Below are 20,309 nucleotides of genomic sequence, written 5' to 3'. Positions count from 1 at the left end.
TTATAAATACAATTTTCAACGCTAGTACTACATTGATTATGAAAAACGATAAAATTCAAGCCTTTATTCCCTTTTTTTACCTGATTTGGTCTGATGATTTGTTAACGCAAAAGGAGTTTGTTACACTACAACATTTTGTTACAAATCAGTCTTGGCTTTCGCCAAAGGAAAAAGAAGAGGTATTGTCTAAAATAGCAATAACAAACCCGCCATCACGAGAAACAATCACGGAATGGTATTATGAAATTCAGAGGACAGTTCAAGCTAGTCCTGCAATAAAATCAGTTTTTGATTTGGCTTTAGTACTCTCTAATGATAATAGCGCCATCGTAGATTTAAAAACGGAGTTTACAAAATTAGAATCGGACTTAGGGATTTTAACCGAGGAAGTGATTAGCAACTTTAAAACTGTTGCCAATTCCTTTACTTCAAATTATCAAACTACTACCAATTTTGATATCCCTACGATTACGGCTCTTTTAGACGGAGAACAAGCAGCGATTATAAACAAAGTGAAAGCGGTTATTTCTAGACCTGAATTTGCTTATTGCACCACTACAGATACTGCGATTTATAGAGAAAAAGTGTATGAATGGTGTCAAATTTTGGCAAAAGAAAACTTTGGAAACATGGCTTACCCAGCAAGATATGGCGGGGGAGAAAATATAGCCGATTATTTTGCTATCATGGAAACCTTAAGTTATCATGATTTGAGTTTGGTAATTAAATTTGGTGTACAGTTTGGTCTTTGGGGAATGAGCGTACAATCTTTAGGGACTGAAAAACATTACAGTAAATACCTTCAAGACATTGGTTCGCTTAAAATACCAGGATGTTTTGCAATGACTGAAACACATCATGGTTCTAATGTAAAAGGACTTGAGACTACAGCTACTTACAATCATAATGATAAAACATTTACAATACATACGCCTCACGAAAAAGCGCAAAAAGAATATATAGGTAATGCTGCAGTTCATGGCCAAATGGCGACTGTATTCGCCAAACTTATTATAGACGATCACGATTATGGTGTAAACGCTTTTATTGTACCGTTACGAGATACAAGTGGAAAAACCTTAAAAGGAATAAAAATAGGGGATTGCGGACATAAAATGGGTTTAAACGGAGTGGATAATGGAACAATTCAGTTCAATCAAGTGGTGATTCCTAAAGAAAATATGTTGGATCGATTTGCTTCGGTGAATGAAGAAGGCAAATTCGAAAGTCCAATTCCTAGTGATAACAGGCGTTTCTTTACAATGCTGGGGACATTAGTAGGAGGGAGAATTGGGATTCCGCGTTCTGCTTTGGCTGCAGCCAAAAGTGGATTAGCAATAACAATAAAATATAGCGACCAACGCAGACAATTTGGTCCCGAAGGCGGTTCCGAAGTTCCTATTTTAAATTACCGCATGCATCAAAGAAGGTTGTTACCGCCATTAGCTAAAACCTATGCCGTGCATTTTGCCTTACAATATGTAACAAAGCGGTTTTTAAATAAAAAAGAATCTGAGATGCAAGAAATTGAAGCACTTGCAGCAGGTATGAAAGCATATTCTACTTGGAACACAACTGCAATTTTACAAGAATGTAGAGAAGCTTGCGGCGGAAAAGGATATTTATCAGAAAACAGAATTGATGCTTTAAAAAACGATACGGAAATATACACCACTTTTGAAGGCGATAATACTGTTTTAATGCAATTAGTAGCAAAAAATAGGCTGTCAGAATTTAGAAAAGCCTTTGGAGAAATGGGCTCTCTAGGGATAATTAATTATGTTTTTGAAAATGCTAAAACAGCTATTACTGAAAAAAATCCCATTACAACCCGCAATACAGATACCGAGCATTTATTAGATAGTCAATTTCATTTTCAAGCTTTTGAACATAGAGAAAAAACGATTTTAGCATCGGCAGCAAAAAGATTAAAAAAACTTATAGATAATGGCTTAGAACCTTATGATGCTTTTAATGTTGTACAGCACCAAATGATTGATGTAGCGCAAGCTTATCTAGAACGCGTTGTTTTAGAACAGTTTCAGTTAGTAATTGCAACTGTTGGAGATGAAAAAACAAAAGCTATTTTGATAAAACTGAATCAGTTGTATGCGCTTTCTCAATTAGAGAAAAATAAATCGTGGTATTTAGAAGATGGTTATATGGAAGCAGTAAAAACAAAAGCAATTCGTAAAATGGTCAATCAACTATGTTGGGATATCCGTCCATCGGCTGTGGCGCTGGTAGATGCTTTTGCTATTCCAGATTCTTGTTTGGCAGCACCAATCGCTTTTTAAACCTTTTTGATAAAATTAAAGCCCAACACTTAGTTGCTAGGAGTTGGGCTTTCTTATTTCAATTTATTACTAAAAGCAGCTGCTTAATCTTTTATAATAGAAACAGGTTGTTTGTCATCATCGATAGCAACAAAAGTAAATTCGCCCGTAATAGCTTTTTCTCTATTGTCAGAATACATTTGTTCAATAAAAATTTCGACTTTTACTTTTAAACTAGTATTACCTACGTGCGTAACGCTTCCTACAAGTTCAATGATGGTTCCTGCCGGAATAGGTTTTTTAAAATCAATTTTATCACTACTTACAGTAACCATTTTTTGTCGGCTAAAACGCGTAGCAGCAATAAAAGCCACTTCATCCATATGGTATAATGCGGTACCTCCAAACAAAGTGTCATAGTGGTTTGTGGTACTAGGAAAAACAGCTTTAAATATTCGTGTCTCAGCTTTTAAAATTTTTTCTTCTAAAGTCATTATTGTTTTCTTTATTTTTAGTTCTAATAATAAACCCATAGGCTTAACATTGTTTTAATAATCAAATGTACTATTTTCTTAATTGTTTCAACTTTTTTGTGTTGAGAAATCACTTATCAATAACAAATTTATTGCTTTTTTTATACCTTAATATATATACCATTAATAGGGGTACTTATTATTACTTGTTTGTGTTCTTTTATTTTTAAATAAATTGACAAAGGGATTTCAGTCTTTTTTTTTATGAATTCTTTATTGCTTAGAATAGCTCAATATCTGTTTGCTGTTTATTACTTATTTAATTCTCTTTTTAAAGTCTCTAAAAAAGCATTATTCGTTTTTTTTAATAAAATTTTATGATTTTTATGTTTTTCTTATATTAATTACTATATTTGGTAAACTAAACTGGAAAACCAGTTTGGAAAACCAGATTCGCTAAATTTTTAGACTTGATTAGTCCCTTGTCACTTTGAAAATTATATGTAGTGAGCTATTAATGATTAAGCTAAAACTTAATTGAATTAAAAAACAAAACACATTAAACCAAACAAAGTAAATTATGAATTTAAAGATTAAACTTTCATTATTGGTTATTTTACTTTTTAATGTTGCAGTATTTGCTCAAAAGAAATACACCGTAACAGGTAAGGTAACCGCTAGTTCAGATAAGCTTCCTATTCCGGGTGCTAATCTAATAGTAACAAATTCTAAAGCAGGAACAGTAACTGACTTTGATGGAGCCTTTTCTATTTCAGTTACTTCAGGAGACAAACTACAGTTTAGTTACTTGGGGTATGAAACGAAAACAATTGTTATTACCAACCAAACTGTTCTAAACGTAAGTTTGACAGAAGCAGGTAATCAATTAGAACAAGTAGTAGTAATAGGTTATGGAACTCAAAAAAGAGCTAACGTGACTGGATCTATTTCTAAAGTAACAAATACAGATCTTGATCAAATTCCGGTTTCCCGTGTTGATGATGCTTTAATAGGTCAGGTAGCTGGTGTAAATATTCAACAAACAAATCCTGGAGCTGGTGAAGCACCTACAATTAAGGTAAGGGGACAAGGTTCGATCTCGTTTTCATCTAACCCTTTAATTGTAGTTGACGGAATAGTAGTAGGAACTGATGCTGATTTCTTATCGAGTTTAGATATGAATGATGTAGAGTCTGTTGAGATCTTAAAAGATGCCTCTTCATCTTCTATATATGGTTCAAGAGGAGCAAATGGGGTTGTTATGGTTACAACCAAAAAAGGGAAAGAAGGACCAACTAAATTCTCCTACAATACGTATACTGGATATAAATTTGTGCCTAGAACAAATATTTTATCTACTCCTGATAAATGGGCACAATATGTATCTGATAATAATGGTGGCGAGTTAACTGACCAAATGAAATACATACAAAAATTAGGTACATATACTAATTGGGAAAAAGAAATTATGGATGGTGGAATCATAACAGATCATAACCTATCTATTAGTGGTGGTTCAGCAAATACAAAATTTAGAACCTCTATAGGTTACAATAGTGATGAAGGTGTTTTACTTAATGACAATTACAAAAAATTGAACTTACGTTTGAACTTAGACTCTAAAGCTGATAACCTAGAATTTGGTGTAATGATTAATCCTTCATTTACTAAACAGCGTAGGTTTCCTATAAACTTAGTAGATGCCATTCGTCAAAGTCCTTGGCTGCCAGTTTATTTAGATGAAAATTCTATTCAATACGTAAACCGATTAAGAGAAAACGGAAGATGGGCTAATGCACAAGTTGGTGATTATGCTATGGAGCGAATGTTTGATAACTATGATTTAGTAAACGGTGTTCCACTTGCTTCAGGAGGAACTAGTATTAGTGCTACTTCTAATCAAAACTCTTATGCAAAAGTGAATGAAATTAATGAGGAAAAATTCCAAACTAAATTTTTTGCTAATGCCTATTTCAAATACAACATTACAGATCATTTCAATTTCAAACAAACTTTAGGTGGTGATTATCGATTTGTAAAATCAGAAGAATTTAGAGGAGTTCAAGCAACACGTAATGGTGCTGCAGATTCTGGATCTTTTTATAATTCAAGTGAGCAAACACATATTGTAACAGAGAGTTTATTTAGTTATAGTAACGACTTTGGAAAACACAACTTAAGTGCAATTGCTGGTTTTACAACAGAGCATTGGTCTACTGAAAACGTAGGATTGTCTGCTGCAGGTTATACTAATGATTATATTCAAACTATTCCAGCTGCAAATTTAACAGGTGGTTCAACAAGTGAATATAAAGAAAAATTAATTTCTTACTTATCGAGAGTAAATTATTCTTATGATGATAGGTATTTATTAGCAGTAAGTTTTAGAACTGATGGTAGTTCAAAATTTGGACCAGATAAAAAATTCGGTTTCTTCCCAGCAGCTTCTGTAGGATGGAGAATATCTAATGAAAAGTTTTTAGCAGGAAGTAATTTTGTTAGAGATTTAAAATTAAGAGCAAGTTATGGGGTTACAGGAAGTAATTCTGGAATTGGTGAGTACGATTACATAGGTTTAGTACAGCCAGTAGGAACAGGTCTTGACGGAGTATCGAATGGTTTTAATACCACTAATATCTCCAATCCTAATTTAGGTTGGGAACAATTAGTAGAATTCAATCCAGGAATTGATGCAAGTATATTTGGAGGTATTTTTAGCTTCTCTTTTGATTATTATACTAGAACGAGTAAAGATTTATTAATTGATTTACCTGTTGCAGCTATCACTGGTTTTGAAACAGCTTTAGTAAATAGAGGAGAGGTTAAAAATGAAGGATTCGAATTAGAATTACGTTCAAAAAATATTAAAACTAAAAATTTCTCTTGGACATCTTCTGCTTTGTTTACTCGAAATAAAAACACATTAGTTGATTTTGCTGGTTCAAGTGGATTAATTAGTATTATTGATGACAAACGTCCATCAGAATGGATTTCATTAGAAGGGCATCCAATTTCATCTTTCTATGGTTATGTGGTAAGCAGTCAAATTGACAAAGAATTTATCAAAAACCCATTTTACCCAATCAATGCACAAGCACAAGATGTTTATGTAAAAGATATTAATGGTGACGGTGTAATTGATACTGATGATAGAACAATTTTAGGAACGCCTTACCCAGATTTAGTTTGGAGTTTTTCTAATAACTTCAAGTATAAAAATATTGATTTAAGTTTTATGTTGCAAGGCTCTTTTGGTGCTGAGGTGAGAAACATTAACTCACAATACATCAATAATGAGTTTGCATCTAATCAAGATTCAACTTCTGATCTTCCTAATCCAGAGTTTACGACTCAAAGAATTTTTACTAGTGATGATGTTCAAGATGCTTCTTATGTTGCACTTAGAAATGTAAATTTAGGATATACTTTCTCTAAAGACATGGTGAAAAAATTTGGTATTAACAAAATGCGTTTGTATGTAGCTGGTCAAAACTTAATGTACATTATGTCTAAAGATTATACAGGTTATAACCCAGAGGGAATCACTGATGGTTCTGATAATCCATTGACTTACGGGTATCAAAAAGGTGCGGCACCAATCTATAAAACAGTGTCATTTGGTTTAAATGTTGAATTTTAAAAGCATAAAAAATATGAAAAATATATATAAAATTTTAGGAGTATTGCTTCTAGTCGCAGGAACTTATTCTTGTGGTAAAGATGATTTAGATTTAGCACCGATATCACAAATAGGAGACAATGGTTTTTATACAAATGATGACGAAGTTGAAGGAGGAGTTATCGCCATTTATGATGGATTACAAGAGGTACCTTTACGTGAATTTGCTTTGACAGAAATGAGGTCAGATAACGCAAAATCAAAATCGCAAGAAGGAGATTGGGCACAATTTGAAACTTTTAATGTTAAAAGTACCAATGTGGCTATTGTTACTTACTGGAGAGCAAATTACAATGTAATTTTTAGAGCAAATGTAGTATTGAAAAATATTGATGCTGTAGGAGATGCAACTAAAAAAGCTCAATTTGATGCAGAAGCACGTTTTACAAGAGCACTAGCTCATTTCAATTTGGTTAGAGCTTATGGTGAAGTACCAATTTTAGATAAAGTGGTTACCCCTACAGATGCTGATTATCAAGATTATTTAGATAAAAATTCGGTAAGCGATGTTTTAAGTTTTATTCAAAATGATTTAGAAATTGCTGCTGCAAACTTACCATCTCAAGCTAATACTTCTTTTGGAAGAGCTACCAGTGGTGCTGCTAAAGGAATTCTTGCTAAAGTATATATGACTCAAGGAAATTATACTGCTGCCCAACCTATTTTAGCTCAATTAGTGGGAGATTCGCAATATGCATTACAAGCTAATTATAGTGATGTTTTTTATTCAGAAAAGAATAGTGAAATCATGTTTGCTATACCTTATACAAACGATGATGTTAACGAATCACAAGATTTTTCTTTTGAAATGACACAAGGTGGTCAAGTAAGCGGACTTGATTTTGTTACTGATAATTTGGCAGGTGCAATCAGTCCATTGGATACAGAAAGAATACCAGTTTTAATCAATCAATTAGATACTAAAGCAAATGGTAAGTTTCTAACTACTTCGTCTAATGCACGTTTATGTGGAAATGACTGGATTGTATTGCGTTTAGCAGATGTATTTTTATTAAATTCGGAAGCAATTATGGCAGGACAGGCTGAAACAGCAAGTGTTGCGGCAATTAAGAGTTACAATAGGGTACGTGCAAGATCAGGAATGAGCACACTTGCAGAAGATGGAACTGCTAAACTAACAAAGCAAATGCTAATGGATGAAAGAAGAATTGAACTTGCTTTTGAAAATCACCGTTTGTATGATTTAATTCGTTTTGGTGAAGCTCAAAATGTTTTATCTGTTTATGCAACAAGCACAGGTGTAACATTTTCAGCTACAGATTTAATATTACCTATTCCACAAGCTGAGATCAATGTAAGTAGTGGTTTATTACTTCAAAATCCTGGTTACTAGTAGCAATCAAAATAAAATAAAATAGTAATACTATGAAAAAATATAAAAATAAGCACACTTTTTCAAGTGTAAGATTAATAATATTAACAATAATAGTTGCATGTAGTTTACAGGCTTGCGATAGTTATGGGTCTGAGTGGCCTGATGAAGCTTCAATTGCTGATGTAACTCCACCAAAAGCTGATTTTATAGCGAAGGTTAATATTGCAAATAATAAAACAGTAGATTTTACTAACGCTTCGACCAGTGCTACGACTTATGCTTGGGATTTTGGTGATGGTGCAGCAAGTATTGATGCAAATCCGTCTCACGATTATGCTGATTTTGGTACTTATACAGTTAGTTTAACCGCTTCAGATAAGTTAGGTGTTCAAAATATTGTTACAAAAGAAGTATTGGTAGAAAAACCATTAGATATTTTTAAGCCAACGATTTTAAATGCTGGTTTTGAATCAGGAACTGATAGTTGGTTAAATTCCGCGCTAGGTGGTGCGCCACAAATTACAGGTAGTCCAGTTTTTGTAGGAACTCAAGCAGGTAAATTTCCATCTGATGGAACTAGGATAGCTTATCAAACAATTACAGTTGAAAAAAATAAAATTTATAGTTTATCTTTTTATTATACTTTAAAAACATCGCCTGCAGGAAGTTTAAATGTTGCTGTGTTAGCAGGAGAAGTAAATACTTTAGCAGCGGTAGCTGGTGCTACTTTAGCTTCAACTAATCTTACTGATCAAACTGATGCTAACGCTTATGTACAAGGGGTAGTGAATTTTAATTCGGGAGATAATTCTTCAATATCGATTTTAGTAACCAATGAATCTGTTGAGGCTAGAATTGATGATTTTGTTATCACGCCACAATAAATTAATTGAAACAAATACTATGATTTTAAAACAAAATAGAATTGCAAAAATTACAGTAGGAGCGTTGCTTCTTACAAGTTTTTGTTATGCACAGGAAACGGTTGAAAAAACAGCTGCTCCTTTTGATTTAAGTCATTGGAAAGTTACCATACCGGAGGGAAAGCCAACATCTGTTGGTTTTCCTGAAATTATGGATTACGCCACCAATCCTGAAATTAATAAATACATGTACAATGATCCTGATGGTTCGATTGTGTTTTACGCATATCCATCTGGAGTCACTACTACAAATACGCATTATTCGCGTACAGAGTTAAGAGAACAAATGGTATCTGGTAAGGATAAACCAAATTGGACATTTAGTGATGGTGGCAATTTAAAAGGGACACTCGCAATGGGTGATGTTTCTAAAGATTTAAAAGGGAAATATCATAAAGTTATAATCATGCAAATTCATGGTAGATTAACTGATTCTCAAAAAGATCTAATTGAAGAGGATGATAATAATGCACCTCCTATTTTAAAAATTTATTGGGATAATGGAAAAATACGTGTCAAGACTAAAATTATGAAGGATTCTGATGCTTCTGATTTAGAGGTATTAAATACCAAAGCATGGAAAGATGATAAAGGATATAAGTTTAAAGAAAAGGTTGGTTTTAACAAATTCACACTCGAGGTAAAAGTTCAAAAAGGACGTCTAGAAGTAATTTTAAACAATAAAGAAACTGTGGTTTACCGTTCTTGGGATATAAAAAGATGGGGGGTTTTTGAAAATTATTTTAAAGCGGGTAACTATTTACAAACGAATGATTATGGGGCTTTCGCCAAAGTTAAATATTATTCACTCAAAGTTTCTCATTAATAATTAGTTAACCGCTATTAAAAAAGTAGTTGTTTTATTTTTTTTTAGGTTTTTTTTTTATAATTTTAACAGACCAATCTGGTTAACCAGATATTAATTTAAAATTGGATATATGAATTTAGAGGCACTTACTAAAAAAGATAATAAAGAGGTTGTAAATAATATAATTGCTAAGATTAGAGATTATATGAATTTTAAAAATTTAGAACCTGGTGATAAACTACCTTCTGAGAGAATGCTCTCTGAACGATTTGAAGTAAGTAGGAATTCGGTTAGAGAAGCGATTCAAAAGCTAGAGTTTTATGGGATTCTAAATTCGATTCCTCAAAGTGGAACTTTTGTTGCAAATATTGGTGTAATTGCAATGAACGGAATTATCGAAGATATTTTGAGACTAGAAGAATCAGACTTTAAGTCTTTGGTAGAAACCAGAATTTTATTAGAGTTAAAAACAGTACGATTAGCTGCTACTAGAAGAACTGAAGCTGATCTTATTAAAATGAAAGACGCTCTCGATGCTTACACTGATAAAGTAGAAAATGGTAAAGAAGCAGTTCAAGAAGATTTGCTTTTTCATTTGGCTATAGCCAAAGCTAGTGGAAATAGTACGATCAATACTTTGATGTTGATTATCACACCAGAAATTATTACCAATTTTGAAAAACACCATGTTTGTGATGAAAATCAAGCCATGAAAGGTATTCAAGAGCATGTTGCTATTTACGAAGCGATTAAAGAACAAAATCCGCAATTAGCAAAACAAAAAATGAAAGAGCATTTTAAAGCATTATATCAGTATTGCTATAATGTATAAGTAGGGATCATAGGTAATTGCGCAATTATCTTTGTGATAAGAGAACTTAAATAAAATGATTTTATTTATTGTTATCTTGATACGATAAGCTTTTTAAATTAACAATTTAGACTATTAAAAAACAACTTCATCCTGTTTTAAAAACAGTGATGCAGATATTCTTACGCTTTTTTTTTAAGTGAAAATAGAACAAAAAAACAGACACATGAAAGTAAAAGGATTGAGATGGTGGATTATTACAATGATATGTATTGCAACTGTAATTAATTACATTGACAGAACAGCTTTTGGAATTATGTGGCCAGAAATGGGGAAAGATCTAGGAATGGATGAGGCTGATTACGCCATCATGTTAAACATTTTTATGATTACTTATGCTGCGGGAAAATTTTTATCAGGAAAGCTATATGATATAATAGGAACACGATTAGGGTTTACGGTATCCATTATTTTATGGTCTGTGGCTTCTATTTTTCATGCCTTTGCTCGAGGATTATTTTCATTAACACTTTTTAGAGGATTGTTAGGATTAGGAGAAGCAGGAAACTGGCCCGGTGCTGTAAAAAGTAACGGAGAATGGTTTCCAGTAAAGCAAAGAGCAATTGCACAAGGTATTTTTAATGCAGGTGCTTCTTTAGGTAGTGTAATTGCACCCGTTTTAATTGCTTTTTTGTATGGCAGTTTTGGATGGAGATCAACATATATAATTATTGGAGCAATAGGTGTTTTATGGGTTATTCCATGGTTATTTATTAATAAATCTACACCGGATAAACATCCTTGGATCACTAAAGAAGAATTAGATTTAATTGTTTCAAGCGGGGATGCAAGTCATAGTAAAAATCCAAATGAAAAAGGGCTTAGTGTTCTGAATATATTGAAATACAAAGAGGCTTGGGGTGTATTAACAGCAAGTTTTTTCATAGAGCCTATTTGGTGGTTATTTGTAGGTTGGATGCCGTTGTACTTACATTCTAAATTTGGATTTAGCATTGTAGAAATTGGTTCTACAATCTGGATTTCTTACTTAGGCGGAATGGCTGGAAGTATAGTAGGAGGATGGTATTGCGGTAAACTTATTGAAACTAAAACTGTAGATGCGGCTAGAAAAATAGCAATAGCAATAGGTTGTGGATTAATTTTCATAGGATTATTGGGAATTATATTTCTAGTAGATGGTGATAGTCCAATGACATTTATTTATATCGTAGGATTAGTACTTTTTGGATTCCAATTTTCCATTGGAAACTTACAAACACTATCAAGTGATTTATTTAAAGGACCATCTGTGGGAACTTTAGCAGGTCTAGCAGGAAGTATAGGAGCGTTATCAGTAATTATTATGAACTGGTTGATTCCAAAAATAACAACTGTTTCGTACACTCCTGCATTTATAATTATTGCAGTTTTAGCACCATTATCAATAGTGTCAATAATGGTACTGATTAAGAAAATAGAACCAGTAGAAAAATAAAATAGTAAATATAAAATAAATTAAGATGAGTAAAGAAACAGGAAAAGTTGCCGTGATTACGGGTGCAACTGGAGGAATAGGTTTTGCAGTAGCTAAAAGATTAGGTAAAGATGGATATACGGTAATTTTAAACGGTATCGAAGATGAAAAAGGAGCAGAAAAAGTGGCAGAGCTTACAGCTGACGGAATAAAAGCAGAATACTACGGGTTTGACGTTACTAGTGACGAAGAAGTAACTGCAAACATTAAAAAAATTGGTGATAAATATGGTAGAATTGATGTGCTAGTTAATAATGCAGGTGGTTTAGGTGGAAGATCTCGATTTGAAGATATGACAACTGAATTCTACAGATCAGTTATGGCTTTGAACCTTGATTCAGTATTTTTTGCTTCAAGAGCAGCAATTCCTTACCTTAAAAAAGGAGAAAATGCATCTATAATTAATTATACTTCAAATGCAGCTTGGAACGCAGGTGGACCTGGAGCAGGAATCTACGGTACATCTAAGGCGGGTGTTAATGCAATTACTAGAGCTTTGGCTAAAGATTTAGCTGAATACGGAATTAGAGTGAATGCAGTTTCTCCGGGAACAATTGACACTCCTTTTCATGCTCAAATTAAAGCGACTAAGCCAGAAGTTTTTGCTTCTTGGAAAAACAGTATTTTATTAGGAAGATTAGGTGAACCAGAAGAAGTGGCTTCGGTTGTTTCTTTCTTAGCTAGTACTGATGCTTCATTCATAACAGCAGAGACAATCCAAATTGGAGGAGGTCAAGCTTTAGGAATATAATACGATATATATAATGATGAATATAGTAGCCATTTTTAGTTAATTTTTATTCCGTCTTTTTACAGAAAGAATTTGAGAAATTCTCAAGCGGATATTTATAATACTAATTATTTTGGTTTTGTTTTAATGGAGCTGTTTCCTTATCGAATTATGGCTTATCAGCACTCTTAATACTAGATTATCAATGACGAATAGGGACTTGTGTAGTTAAGGAAATACATAATTAAGTTGTTGTTAATTAAGCTGTAATATTTGAGTTGATAGAATAAATTTTTCTTGTAAAAGAAATCAGTATTCACGCCAGCAATGTAATCTAGGACAAGGCAAGTAATTCTCTAGCTACCATTATGAATATTACCATTAAAAATAGAAAACTAAAAGTGGCTGCTTGGTTTCATTAAAAAAATAGAGCTATTTTACTTAGCATGGATTTAAAAAGGTTAGGCTTTTCATAAAGTAACGTGGTGGTTTTGTTTTGGATTTTTTTGAGTTTATAAATTATTTTAATATGGTTTATTGTAGTTTATCTAAAATCTTTGTGCAAAAGCCTCAACCTTTTTTATTAAAGATACATTGAAAGATGTTTATCTATTATTTAAAACAAACCCTTTTCTTGAAGGGTTTTTTTGCGTTTATAAATGTTTAATTCATTAATTTTTAGAGGCAATAAGATATTCAATTGCATCAATCTTGGATGGTTATTGGGTTAATATTTGCCACAAGTAAAAAGGAGTAAGTATTTAATGAAATTTCAGATTTTAAAAATCTGAAAAAATAGCTTAATTCCATAATAAAAGCATTTTTAAATGTAATTTTCGACAAAAAATAATTTAGTAACTTACGTCCTCTTATCATTATTAGAACAACCAATTTATGATTAATCGTTTTTTAAAAGTCAGAAAAAATTCAGAACAGCTTTGTAAACCCTTAATCACCGAGGATTATTCGGTTCAAGCCAGTGAGTTTGTATCTCCTCCTAAATGGCATTTGGCTCATGCTACTTGGTTTTGGGAAGAATTTGTATTGACAAAATATGCCGTGGGGTATAAGGTGTATAATGAAGATTTTTCATTTCTTTTTAATAGTTATTATAATAACGTAGGCATACGTGTTTTGCGTCCTTCAAGAGGTTTAATGACCAGACCTTCTGTTGAAGAAGTGTATAAATATCGTGAATATGTCACTGAGGCAATGGAAGCTTTCTTGGCAACAAACCCAAACGAGCAAATTTTAGCAATTATTGAAATTGGCCTCAATCATGAGGAGCAACATCAAGAACTTTTAGTATATGACATTAAATATATTTTAGGAAACCAGCCCACCTTTCCTGTTTATGAAAATAGTTATAGAACTAAACCCGAAATTCAAGAAGGAAGCTTTATCAAAATCAAAGAGGGACTTTATGAAATAGGACATCAAGAAAGCACTTTTTGTTTTGATAATGAATTAGGGAAACATAAAGTATATGTTAGTGATTTTGAAATCAGTAATAAACTGGTGACTAATAGGGAATACTTAGAATTTATTACCGCTGGTGGATATCAAGATTTTAATTATTGGCATGATGAAGGATGGAGCTGGGTTAACAGTAGTAAAATTGAAGCTCCGTTATATTGGTACAAAATTGAAAATGAGTGGTGGAATTATACCTTAAACGGTTTAGAAAAAGTCGCTCTTGATTTACCTGTAATGCATGTTAGTTTCTATGAAGCTTTTGCATATAGTGAATGGAAAGGCTGCCGATTACCTACTGAATTTGAGTGGGAAATAGCCAGTGATCAATTGCAATGGGGACAACTCTGGGAATGGACAAATAGCGCCTATCTTGCTTATCCGGGATTTAATAAATCTCCCGGAGCATTAGGAGAATACAATGGTAAGTTCATGATTAATCAAATGGTTCTTAGAGGAGGATCTGTTGCTACTCCAGATGGACACAGCCGAAAAACATACCGTAATTTTTTCCATCCAAATCTGCGCTGGCAATTTAATGGAATACGATTAGCTAAATAATTTTAAACAAATAGTATGAAAGCAATATTTAATAATAAAGTTGTTGCTCAAAGTGACAAAACAATTGTAGTAGAAGGAAATCATTATTTCCCGGTAGAAAGTATTCATCGTGATTATTTTACTGAAACGACACACCATACCACTTGCCCTTGGAAAGGGAAGGCTTCCTATTATACGATCAATGTAGATGACGATAGTAGCGAAAACGCAGCTTGGTTTTACAAAGATCCAAAAGATGCCGCTAAGGAAATAAAAAATTATGTAGCATTTTGGAAAAATGTTTCGGTTGAAGAATAAGTCGTTAACTTAAAATACTGTCATGAAAATATTTGATTTTATAATAATAGGTAGTGGACAAGCAGGAATACCTTTGGCATTTAGCCTATCTAAAAAAGGTACAGTAGCACTCATTGAAAGAAGTTTAGTAGGCGGAACCTGTGTTAATAATGGTTGCGTTCCTACAAAAGCTTATGTAGCTAGCGCACGTAGAATGTGGGATAGCATGCATGGTGAAGAAATGGGAATCGAAATTCCTGCTGGCGCAAAAGCTAATATGGAAAAAATCAAAGCCAGAAAAGATACTTTAGTAAATGGTTCCCGAGAAGGGATTGAAAAAAGTATTGCCAATAATGATAATATTACACTCTACAGAGGAGAAGCACATTTTTTATCAAATTATGAAATTGCGGTTAACGAAGACAAAATTACGGCGAAACAAATTTTTATAAATGTAGGGGGTAGGGCTGTAATCCCAAATGAATATGCCCATGTTGATTATTTAACAAATATTGATATTTTAGGTTTAACCAAAATACCAGAGCATTTATTGATTATTGGCGGAAGCTACATTGGGTTAGAATTTGGTCAAATGTTCAAGCGTTTTGGTAGTAAAGTAACCATTATTGAACGCGGTGATCGATTGATTAGTAGAGAAGATATAAATGTAAGTGAAGCGGTTGCAGGAATTATGCAATCTGAGGAAATAGAAATTAAATTTAATGCGAAAGAGATTAAATTGGCTCAAGATAGTAACGGAATTTCGATAAAATTAAATGAAGAGGATAAGGAGATCAAAGGATCACATGTTTTATTAGCTATTGGGCGTGTACCAAATTCAGATACGTTGCATTTAGAAAATACTACAATAAACGTGAGTGAAAAAGGAACTATAAACGTAGATGATTACTGTAAGACTAACGTTGATGGAATTTTTGCGATAGGAGATTGTAACGGAAAAGGGGGATTTACACATACTTCTTATAATGATTTTCAAATTGTAGAAGAGTATATTTTAGGGAATAAAAACAGAAAAATAAGTGATAGAATTACTACCTATGGTTTATTTATTGATCCACCTTTAGGTAGAGTAGGAATGACAAAAAAAGAAGCAGAAGAGAAAGGTTTTGATATTTTAATTGCACACAGACCAATGGATAAAATAGGTCGTGCTAAAGAAAAAGGAGAAACTAAAGGATTTATGGAAGCAATAATTGATGCTAAAACAAATCAGTTTTTAGGAGCGAGCATCTTAGGAGTTGGTGGTGATGAAATTATTAGCAGTATCACAAATCTAATGTATGCTAAACAACCGTACACCGTTTTTAGAGATGCAGTTCACATTCATCCTACAGTGACTGAACTGATTCCTACAATGTTAGAAAACTTAAAACCAATAACAAAACAATAGCGCTTTGATTACAAAACTATACGGTCATCTACGGTCAAATAGCTTGCTGTTTTATGGAGCAATGTTTGGTGTATTTTTCTTCTTTACGGGTTTATTAGCTCCTGATTTATTAACGCAAGGTTTAAATGAAATAAACCAGAAATTATTATCAGTTTTTAGCACTTATTATTTATGGGTAGGTTTAATTACAGTTGTTGCAGCTTTAATTATTTTGGTTTTACCTTTGCGAAAGCAACGATTAGGTGATGAAAAACCGGCGTACTCGTATTTTAGTTGGGTTGCTCTATTGTATAGTACAGGAATGGGTTCAGGTTTGTTATTACGTGCAGTTCAAGAGCCTGTTTATTATTTTAGTAATGCTCCCGTTGCAACTACTAACAATAAAATAACAGCTTTACAATATACTTTTTTCCACTGGGGGTTTACGCCGTGGGCTATGTATAGCTTGTTCGGTTTAATTGTTGCTTACAATCTATATGTCAACAAAACAACAAATTTATTAGACGCTATTGTACCTTATACTAAAAGTAAAGTTGTAAAATATATTGCCACGCTATTTATTGTTTTAATTACCATTACAGGAGTAATTGCCTCCTTAGGATTGGGAACCGCACAAGTAGTAAACGGCATCAACTATGCTTTTAAAGTTGATTATGGTAATAATTTTCTATTAGCAATGGTTGTACTTATTGGAGTAATCGCTACCTATTCGGCGCTTACGGGATTGAATAAAGTAATTAAGTTTTTAGCCGACTTAGATTTTACTTTTTCAATAATTCTAATGTTATTTATTGCGTTGTTTTTAAATTTTAATGATTTTATTTATCATACAGCAATCGCTTTTTATAATTATGTAATTCATTTTTTTGAAATGAGTTTATCGATAGGAAGTTACAAAACCTCCGAAAGTTTTACAAAAGACTGGACGGTTTTTTATTGGGCTTTTTGGTTGGCTTGGGTGCCTTTTACCGGAATATTCATTGCTAGAATATCTAAGGGTAGAACAATAAAAGAGTTTTTAATTACGACAATTTTGATACCGACACTAGCAACCGTTATTTGGTTTTCTATTTTTGCCAATTCGGCTTTTGAAATTATTAGTAAAGGAGAAAAAACACAATTTAATGACGTTTTTACTTCCTTATTTGTGTTTTTAGAACATTTTCCGTTACACAGTATAACCTTTTTTATAGCAGGATTGTTAGTGCTTATTTCGATAATCAACTCAGTTGATTCGGCGATTTTTGTTTTAGGAATGTTCAGCGATAAAGGAAACGAAAACCCATCTAAAAAGCATAAATTAGGTTGGGGATTTATTATAACAGCAACAGCACTTGGATTAACAGCCATTGGTACCAGTGAATTACTCAGCGGAATAAGTAATTTATTAGTCATTATGGCCTTACCTTTTAGTTTTTTATACGGCTATATTATCTTTTTATTTTTTAAAAATACAATTTTAAAAAAACAAGAACCTATTGCTACACAAGAGTCTTAAGCTAGTATTTAAGCTTTTTTAATTTTAAATAATTTATATCTTAACAAGATGAAAGAAACAAACACTTTAAATAAAATAGATCCCACTAATATTATGATTGACCAACTTAAAAAAGAGGTTGATGAAGGATTGAGCAATCCAGAAAAGTCATTACCATCTAAATATTTTTACGATAAAACAGGAGACGCTCTTTTTGTTAAAATCATGCATTTACCAGAGTATTATGTTACCCGATCTGAGCATGAAATTTTCAAGCAACAAAGCAACGGAATCATCACTGCTTTGCAACTTAAACCAGATACATATTTTGAATTAATTGAGCTTGGTGCTGGTGATGGTTTAAAAACCAAAGAACTTTTAAAAGAGCTCAATCGTGAAAACTACACCTTTGATTACCTGCCAGTGGATATTTCTCAAAACGCATTAGATAGCCTCGAAGCTGACTTAAATATTCAACTACCCAATTTATCCATTAAGAAAAAACAAGGTGATTATTTTGAAGTTTTAGAATCATTGAAAGAAAATAAACACCCCAAAGTGATTTTGTTTTTAGGGTCCAATATAGGAAACATGTCTGATGAAGTTGCTACCGATTTTATTTCGAAATTAAGTGCTAATTTACAAGAAGGGGACAAATTATTTTTAGGTGTCGATTTGATAAAACCAGCTTCGGTAGTTCTTCCTGCTTATAATGATAATCAAGGAGTGACTGCTGCTTTTAATCTAAATTTACTTTACAGAATAAATAGGGAATTAGAAGCAGACTTTAAAGTAGATGACTTTAAACATTTACCAGAGTATGATGAAAAGGATGGAATTGCTAAAAGTTATTTGGTTAGTACCAAGGTCCAAAAAGTTTACATCGCTGAACTTAATAAAACATTTAACTTTGATGAAGGAGAAAAAATATTGATGGAAATATCTAGAAAATACAATGATGAAATTCTAAACAAAATTTTGAGTAAAACCGACTTTGAAATTATTGATAGAATAACAGACAGTAAGAAGTATTTTGCAAATTATATTTTAGAGCGTAAATAAGCAATACAAATACTATCACGTAGTTAGTATTGTAACAAATAAAAAAAGGTGTCTTTTTTATGGTTTTCCGTAAAGAGGGCATCTTTTTTAAGTTTAGATTTGCTCAAGTTTTAATTTTTAAAAGTTAAATTTGTTTGCTTAAAAAATAGAAGGATAATCTTTTTTATTTTGAGATAGTACTGTCAAAAATTACTTCAGAATCCTACTTTTTCTGAAATTTTAAATAATAAAAGTCATAAATTATGAGCATAAAGATTTTGCATACTTCTGATTGGCACATTGGAAAACAATTACTAAAAATCGATTTTGCAAAAGACATGGATCTTTTTTTTGATTGGTTAATTACATGTATCCAAGAAAACGATATCAATGTTTTATTGATGTCTGGTGATTTATTTGATCAAGCAAATCCCTCACAAGCGGCAATGACGCAGTATTATGGCTTTTTAAAACGATTATTGCCACTTAAATGCAAAGTAATCCTAACGGGGGGTAATCATGATTCTCCACACGTTATTAATGCGCCTAAAGAGTTATTAGAGATTCTTGAAATAAAAGTAGTAGGAGGTATTCCAGAAAATATAGCTGATCTATTTGTAGAAATTGCTGTAGGTAATGAAAAAGTGGTGGTTGCTGCAGTTCCTTTTTTACGGGATAAAGACATTAGGAATGCCGTTCCAGGAGAATCGTACAGTGATAAAATTGAATTAATAAAGGAGGGTATTGCGACCTATTTTAGAAATGTGAACCAATATTATAAAGCTTATTATGACAATACTCCCTTTATTGTAATGGCTCATTTGTTTGCGCAAGGAGCTTCGGTTTCTGAAAGTGAACGCGAGATACAAATAGGAAATCAAGCGGGTGTTGCATCGGCAGTTTTTGGGGATGAACCACATTATGTTGCTTTGGGACATATTCATAGACCACAAATGGTAGGGAAGCCAAATATTCGCTACAGCGGTTCTCCAATTGCATTGAGTTTTAGTGAAAAAAAAGATATAAAAGAAGTGGTTATGCTTACTTTAGAGGATAATAATTTCACTGTAAATTCACTGCCAATTCCCAAATTCAGAAAGCTATTAACTATTAAAGGAACAGTTGAAGAAGTAACTAATCAAATAACTGATTATCAGTCAGATTCAATTCTTACTGACCTTGCTGAAATTATAATTGAAGAGGACAATGAAAATATTGCACATATCAAAGCTTTAGAAGATTTATTGACCTCAGAACCAGAAAATGGATTGCAGATATTAAAAGGAAGTATCAACTTTAAAACGGGAGTTTCAGGGACTTCAAAATTACTTTCTAAAGGTGAAGATATTAAGGATTTTTCTGCAGTTCAATTATTCGAAAAAAGATTACAACAAGACGATTCACTAGAAAATACAGAGGAATTAATCCATGCTTTTAGAGAAATATTAGAAGGATTACAAAGCTCTGAAACAACGGAATAATAGCTTACAACGACTACTT

The 20,309-nt window shown here is 32.5% G+C and carries 15 protein-coding genes; 14 read left to right on the top strand and 1 reads right to left on the bottom strand.

What is annotated here, in order from left to right; all coding sequences use genetic code 11:
• Window positions 1–38 precede the first annotated feature (38 nt).
• Window positions 39–2,297 carry an acyl-CoA dehydrogenase family protein gene (locus ACVEGE_RS18990; RefSeq protein WP_192501717.1) on the top strand — a complete coding sequence of 753 codons (2,259 nt, stop codon included), beginning with the start codon at window positions 39–41 and terminating at the stop codon, window positions 2,295–2,297.
• An 83-nt stretch (window positions 2,298–2,380) separates the two neighbouring features.
• Here the strand turns inward: ACVEGE_RS18990 and ACVEGE_RS18985 are convergent, their stop codons facing one another.
• A complete protein-coding gene (locus ACVEGE_RS18985; RefSeq protein ID WP_173853419.1) occupies window positions 2,381–2,770 on the bottom strand; it encodes an acyl-CoA thioesterase in 390 nt (129 codons plus the stop codon).
• Between the two features lie 559 nt (window positions 2,771–3,329).
• Between ACVEGE_RS18985 and ACVEGE_RS18980 the strand changes: the two genes are divergently transcribed.
• From ACVEGE_RS18980 to sbcD, 13 genes are all read left to right on the top strand, one after another.
• Window positions 3,330–6,389, top strand: coding sequence for a SusC/RagA family TonB-linked outer membrane protein (locus ACVEGE_RS18980; RefSeq protein ID WP_173856083.1), 3,060 nt, complete (start codon window positions 3,330–3,332; stop codon window positions 6,387–6,389).
• Window positions 6,390–6,402: 13 nt separating this feature from the next.
• The gene (locus ACVEGE_RS18975) at window positions 6,403–7,782 is read left to right on the top strand and encodes a RagB/SusD family nutrient uptake outer membrane protein (RefSeq protein ID WP_192501716.1); all 1,380 of its coding nucleotides are present in this window, start codon (window positions 6,403–6,405) and stop codon (window positions 7,780–7,782) included.
• 32 nt (window positions 7,783–7,814) lie between these two features.
• Window positions 7,815–8,648: a PKD domain-containing protein gene (locus tag ACVEGE_RS18970; protein WP_192501715.1), complete on the top strand. Its 834-nt coding sequence runs from the start codon at window positions 7,815–7,817 to the stop codon at window positions 8,646–8,648.
• Window positions 8,649–8,667: 19 nt separating this feature from the next.
• Window positions 8,668–9,513 (top strand): polysaccharide lyase family 7 protein, encoded by an 846-nt coding sequence (locus ACVEGE_RS18965; RefSeq protein ID WP_254598186.1) that lies wholly within the window; start codon window positions 8,668–8,670, stop codon window positions 9,511–9,513.
• A 112-nt stretch (window positions 9,514–9,625) separates the two neighbouring features.
• Window positions 9,626–10,327, top strand: a complete 702-nt coding sequence (locus ACVEGE_RS18960; RefSeq protein ID WP_173853414.1) for a FadR/GntR family transcriptional regulator — start codon at window positions 9,626–9,628, stop codon at window positions 10,325–10,327.
• A gap of 205 nt (window positions 10,328–10,532) precedes the next feature.
• Window positions 10,533–11,801, top strand: a complete 1,269-nt coding sequence (locus tag ACVEGE_RS18955; RefSeq protein WP_173856087.1) for an MFS transporter — start codon at window positions 10,533–10,535, stop codon at window positions 11,799–11,801.
• A gap of 25 nt (window positions 11,802–11,826) precedes the next feature.
• A complete protein-coding gene (locus ACVEGE_RS18950; RefSeq protein ID WP_173853412.1) occupies window positions 11,827–12,591 on the top strand; it encodes an SDR family NAD(P)-dependent oxidoreductase in 765 nt (254 codons plus the stop codon).
• Window positions 12,592–13,464: 873 nt separating this feature from the next.
• Complete coding sequence (egtB, locus tag ACVEGE_RS18945) at window positions 13,465–14,604, top strand: ergothioneine biosynthesis protein EgtB (protein WP_192501842.1); 1,140 nt, start codon at window positions 13,465–13,467, stop codon at window positions 14,602–14,604.
• Between the two features lie 15 nt (window positions 14,605–14,619).
• Window positions 14,620–14,901, top strand: coding sequence for a DUF427 domain-containing protein (locus ACVEGE_RS18940; RefSeq protein WP_192501843.1), 282 nt, complete (start codon window positions 14,620–14,622; stop codon window positions 14,899–14,901).
• A gap of 22 nt (window positions 14,902–14,923) precedes the next feature.
• Window positions 14,924–16,291 carry a mercuric reductase gene (locus ACVEGE_RS18935; RefSeq protein WP_192501844.1) on the top strand — a complete coding sequence of 456 codons (1,368 nt, stop codon included), beginning with the start codon at window positions 14,924–14,926 and terminating at the stop codon, window positions 16,289–16,291.
• A 4-nt stretch (window positions 16,292–16,295) separates the two neighbouring features.
• The gene (locus ACVEGE_RS18930) at window positions 16,296–17,789 is read left to right on the top strand and encodes a BCCT family transporter (protein WP_192501845.1); all 1,494 of its coding nucleotides are present in this window, start codon (window positions 16,296–16,298) and stop codon (window positions 17,787–17,789) included.
• A 48-nt stretch (window positions 17,790–17,837) separates the two neighbouring features.
• Entirely contained in the window at window positions 17,838–18,830 is a 993-nt protein-coding gene (locus tag ACVEGE_RS18925) for an L-histidine N(alpha)-methyltransferase (protein WP_225738184.1), read from the top strand.
• 242 nt (window positions 18,831–19,072) lie between these two features.
• Window positions 19,073–20,290: an exonuclease subunit SbcD gene (gene sbcD, locus ACVEGE_RS18920; protein ID WP_192501846.1), complete on the top strand. Its 1,218-nt coding sequence runs from the start codon at window positions 19,073–19,075 to the stop codon at window positions 20,288–20,290.
• The last annotated feature ends 19 nt before the right edge of the window (window positions 20,291–20,309 follow it).

The organism is Flavobacterium sp. PL002 (assembly GCF_054165825.1).
The sequence above is the reverse complement of the archived record's forward strand: the minus strand, read 5'-3'. Positions and strand labels throughout refer to the sequence as shown.

Bases quoted from the DNA above. Each gene is read 5' to 3' on its own strand.
- ACVEGE_RS18990 (WP_192501717.1), top strand. From the start codon at position 39: ATGAAAAACGATAAAATTCAAGCCTTTATTCCCTTTTTTTACCTGATT.
- ACVEGE_RS18985 (WP_173853419.1), bottom strand. From the start codon at position 2,770: ATGACTTTAGAAGAAAAAATTTTAAAAGCTGAGACACGAATATTTAAA.
- ACVEGE_RS18980 (WP_173856083.1), top strand. From the start codon at position 3,330: ATGAATTTAAAGATTAAACTTTCATTATTGGTTATTTTACTTTTTAAT.
- ACVEGE_RS18975 (WP_192501716.1), top strand. From the start codon at position 6,403: ATGAAAAATATATATAAAATTTTAGGAGTATTGCTTCTAGTCGCAGGA.
- ACVEGE_RS18970 (WP_192501715.1), top strand. From the start codon at position 7,815: ATGAAAAAATATAAAAATAAGCACACTTTTTCAAGTGTAAGATTAATA.
- ACVEGE_RS18965 (WP_254598186.1), top strand. From the start codon at position 8,668: ATGATTTTAAAACAAAATAGAATTGCAAAAATTACAGTAGGAGCGTTG.
- ACVEGE_RS18960 (WP_173853414.1), top strand. From the start codon at position 9,626: ATGAATTTAGAGGCACTTACTAAAAAAGATAATAAAGAGGTTGTAAAT.
- ACVEGE_RS18955 (WP_173856087.1), top strand. From the start codon at position 10,533: ATGAAAGTAAAAGGATTGAGATGGTGGATTATTACAATGATATGTATT.
- ACVEGE_RS18950 (WP_173853412.1), top strand. From the start codon at position 11,827: ATGAGTAAAGAAACAGGAAAAGTTGCCGTGATTACGGGTGCAACTGGA.
- egtB (WP_192501842.1), top strand. From the start codon at position 13,465: ATGATTAATCGTTTTTTAAAAGTCAGAAAAAATTCAGAACAGCTTTGT.
- ACVEGE_RS18940 (WP_192501843.1), top strand. From the start codon at position 14,620: ATGAAAGCAATATTTAATAATAAAGTTGTTGCTCAAAGTGACAAAACA.
- ACVEGE_RS18935 (WP_192501844.1), top strand. From the start codon at position 14,924: ATGAAAATATTTGATTTTATAATAATAGGTAGTGGACAAGCAGGAATA.
- ACVEGE_RS18925 (WP_225738184.1), top strand. From the start codon at position 17,838: ATGAAAGAAACAAACACTTTAAATAAAATAGATCCCACTAATATTATG.
- sbcD (WP_192501846.1), top strand. From the start codon at position 19,073: ATGAGCATAAAGATTTTGCATACTTCTGATTGGCACATTGGAAAACAA.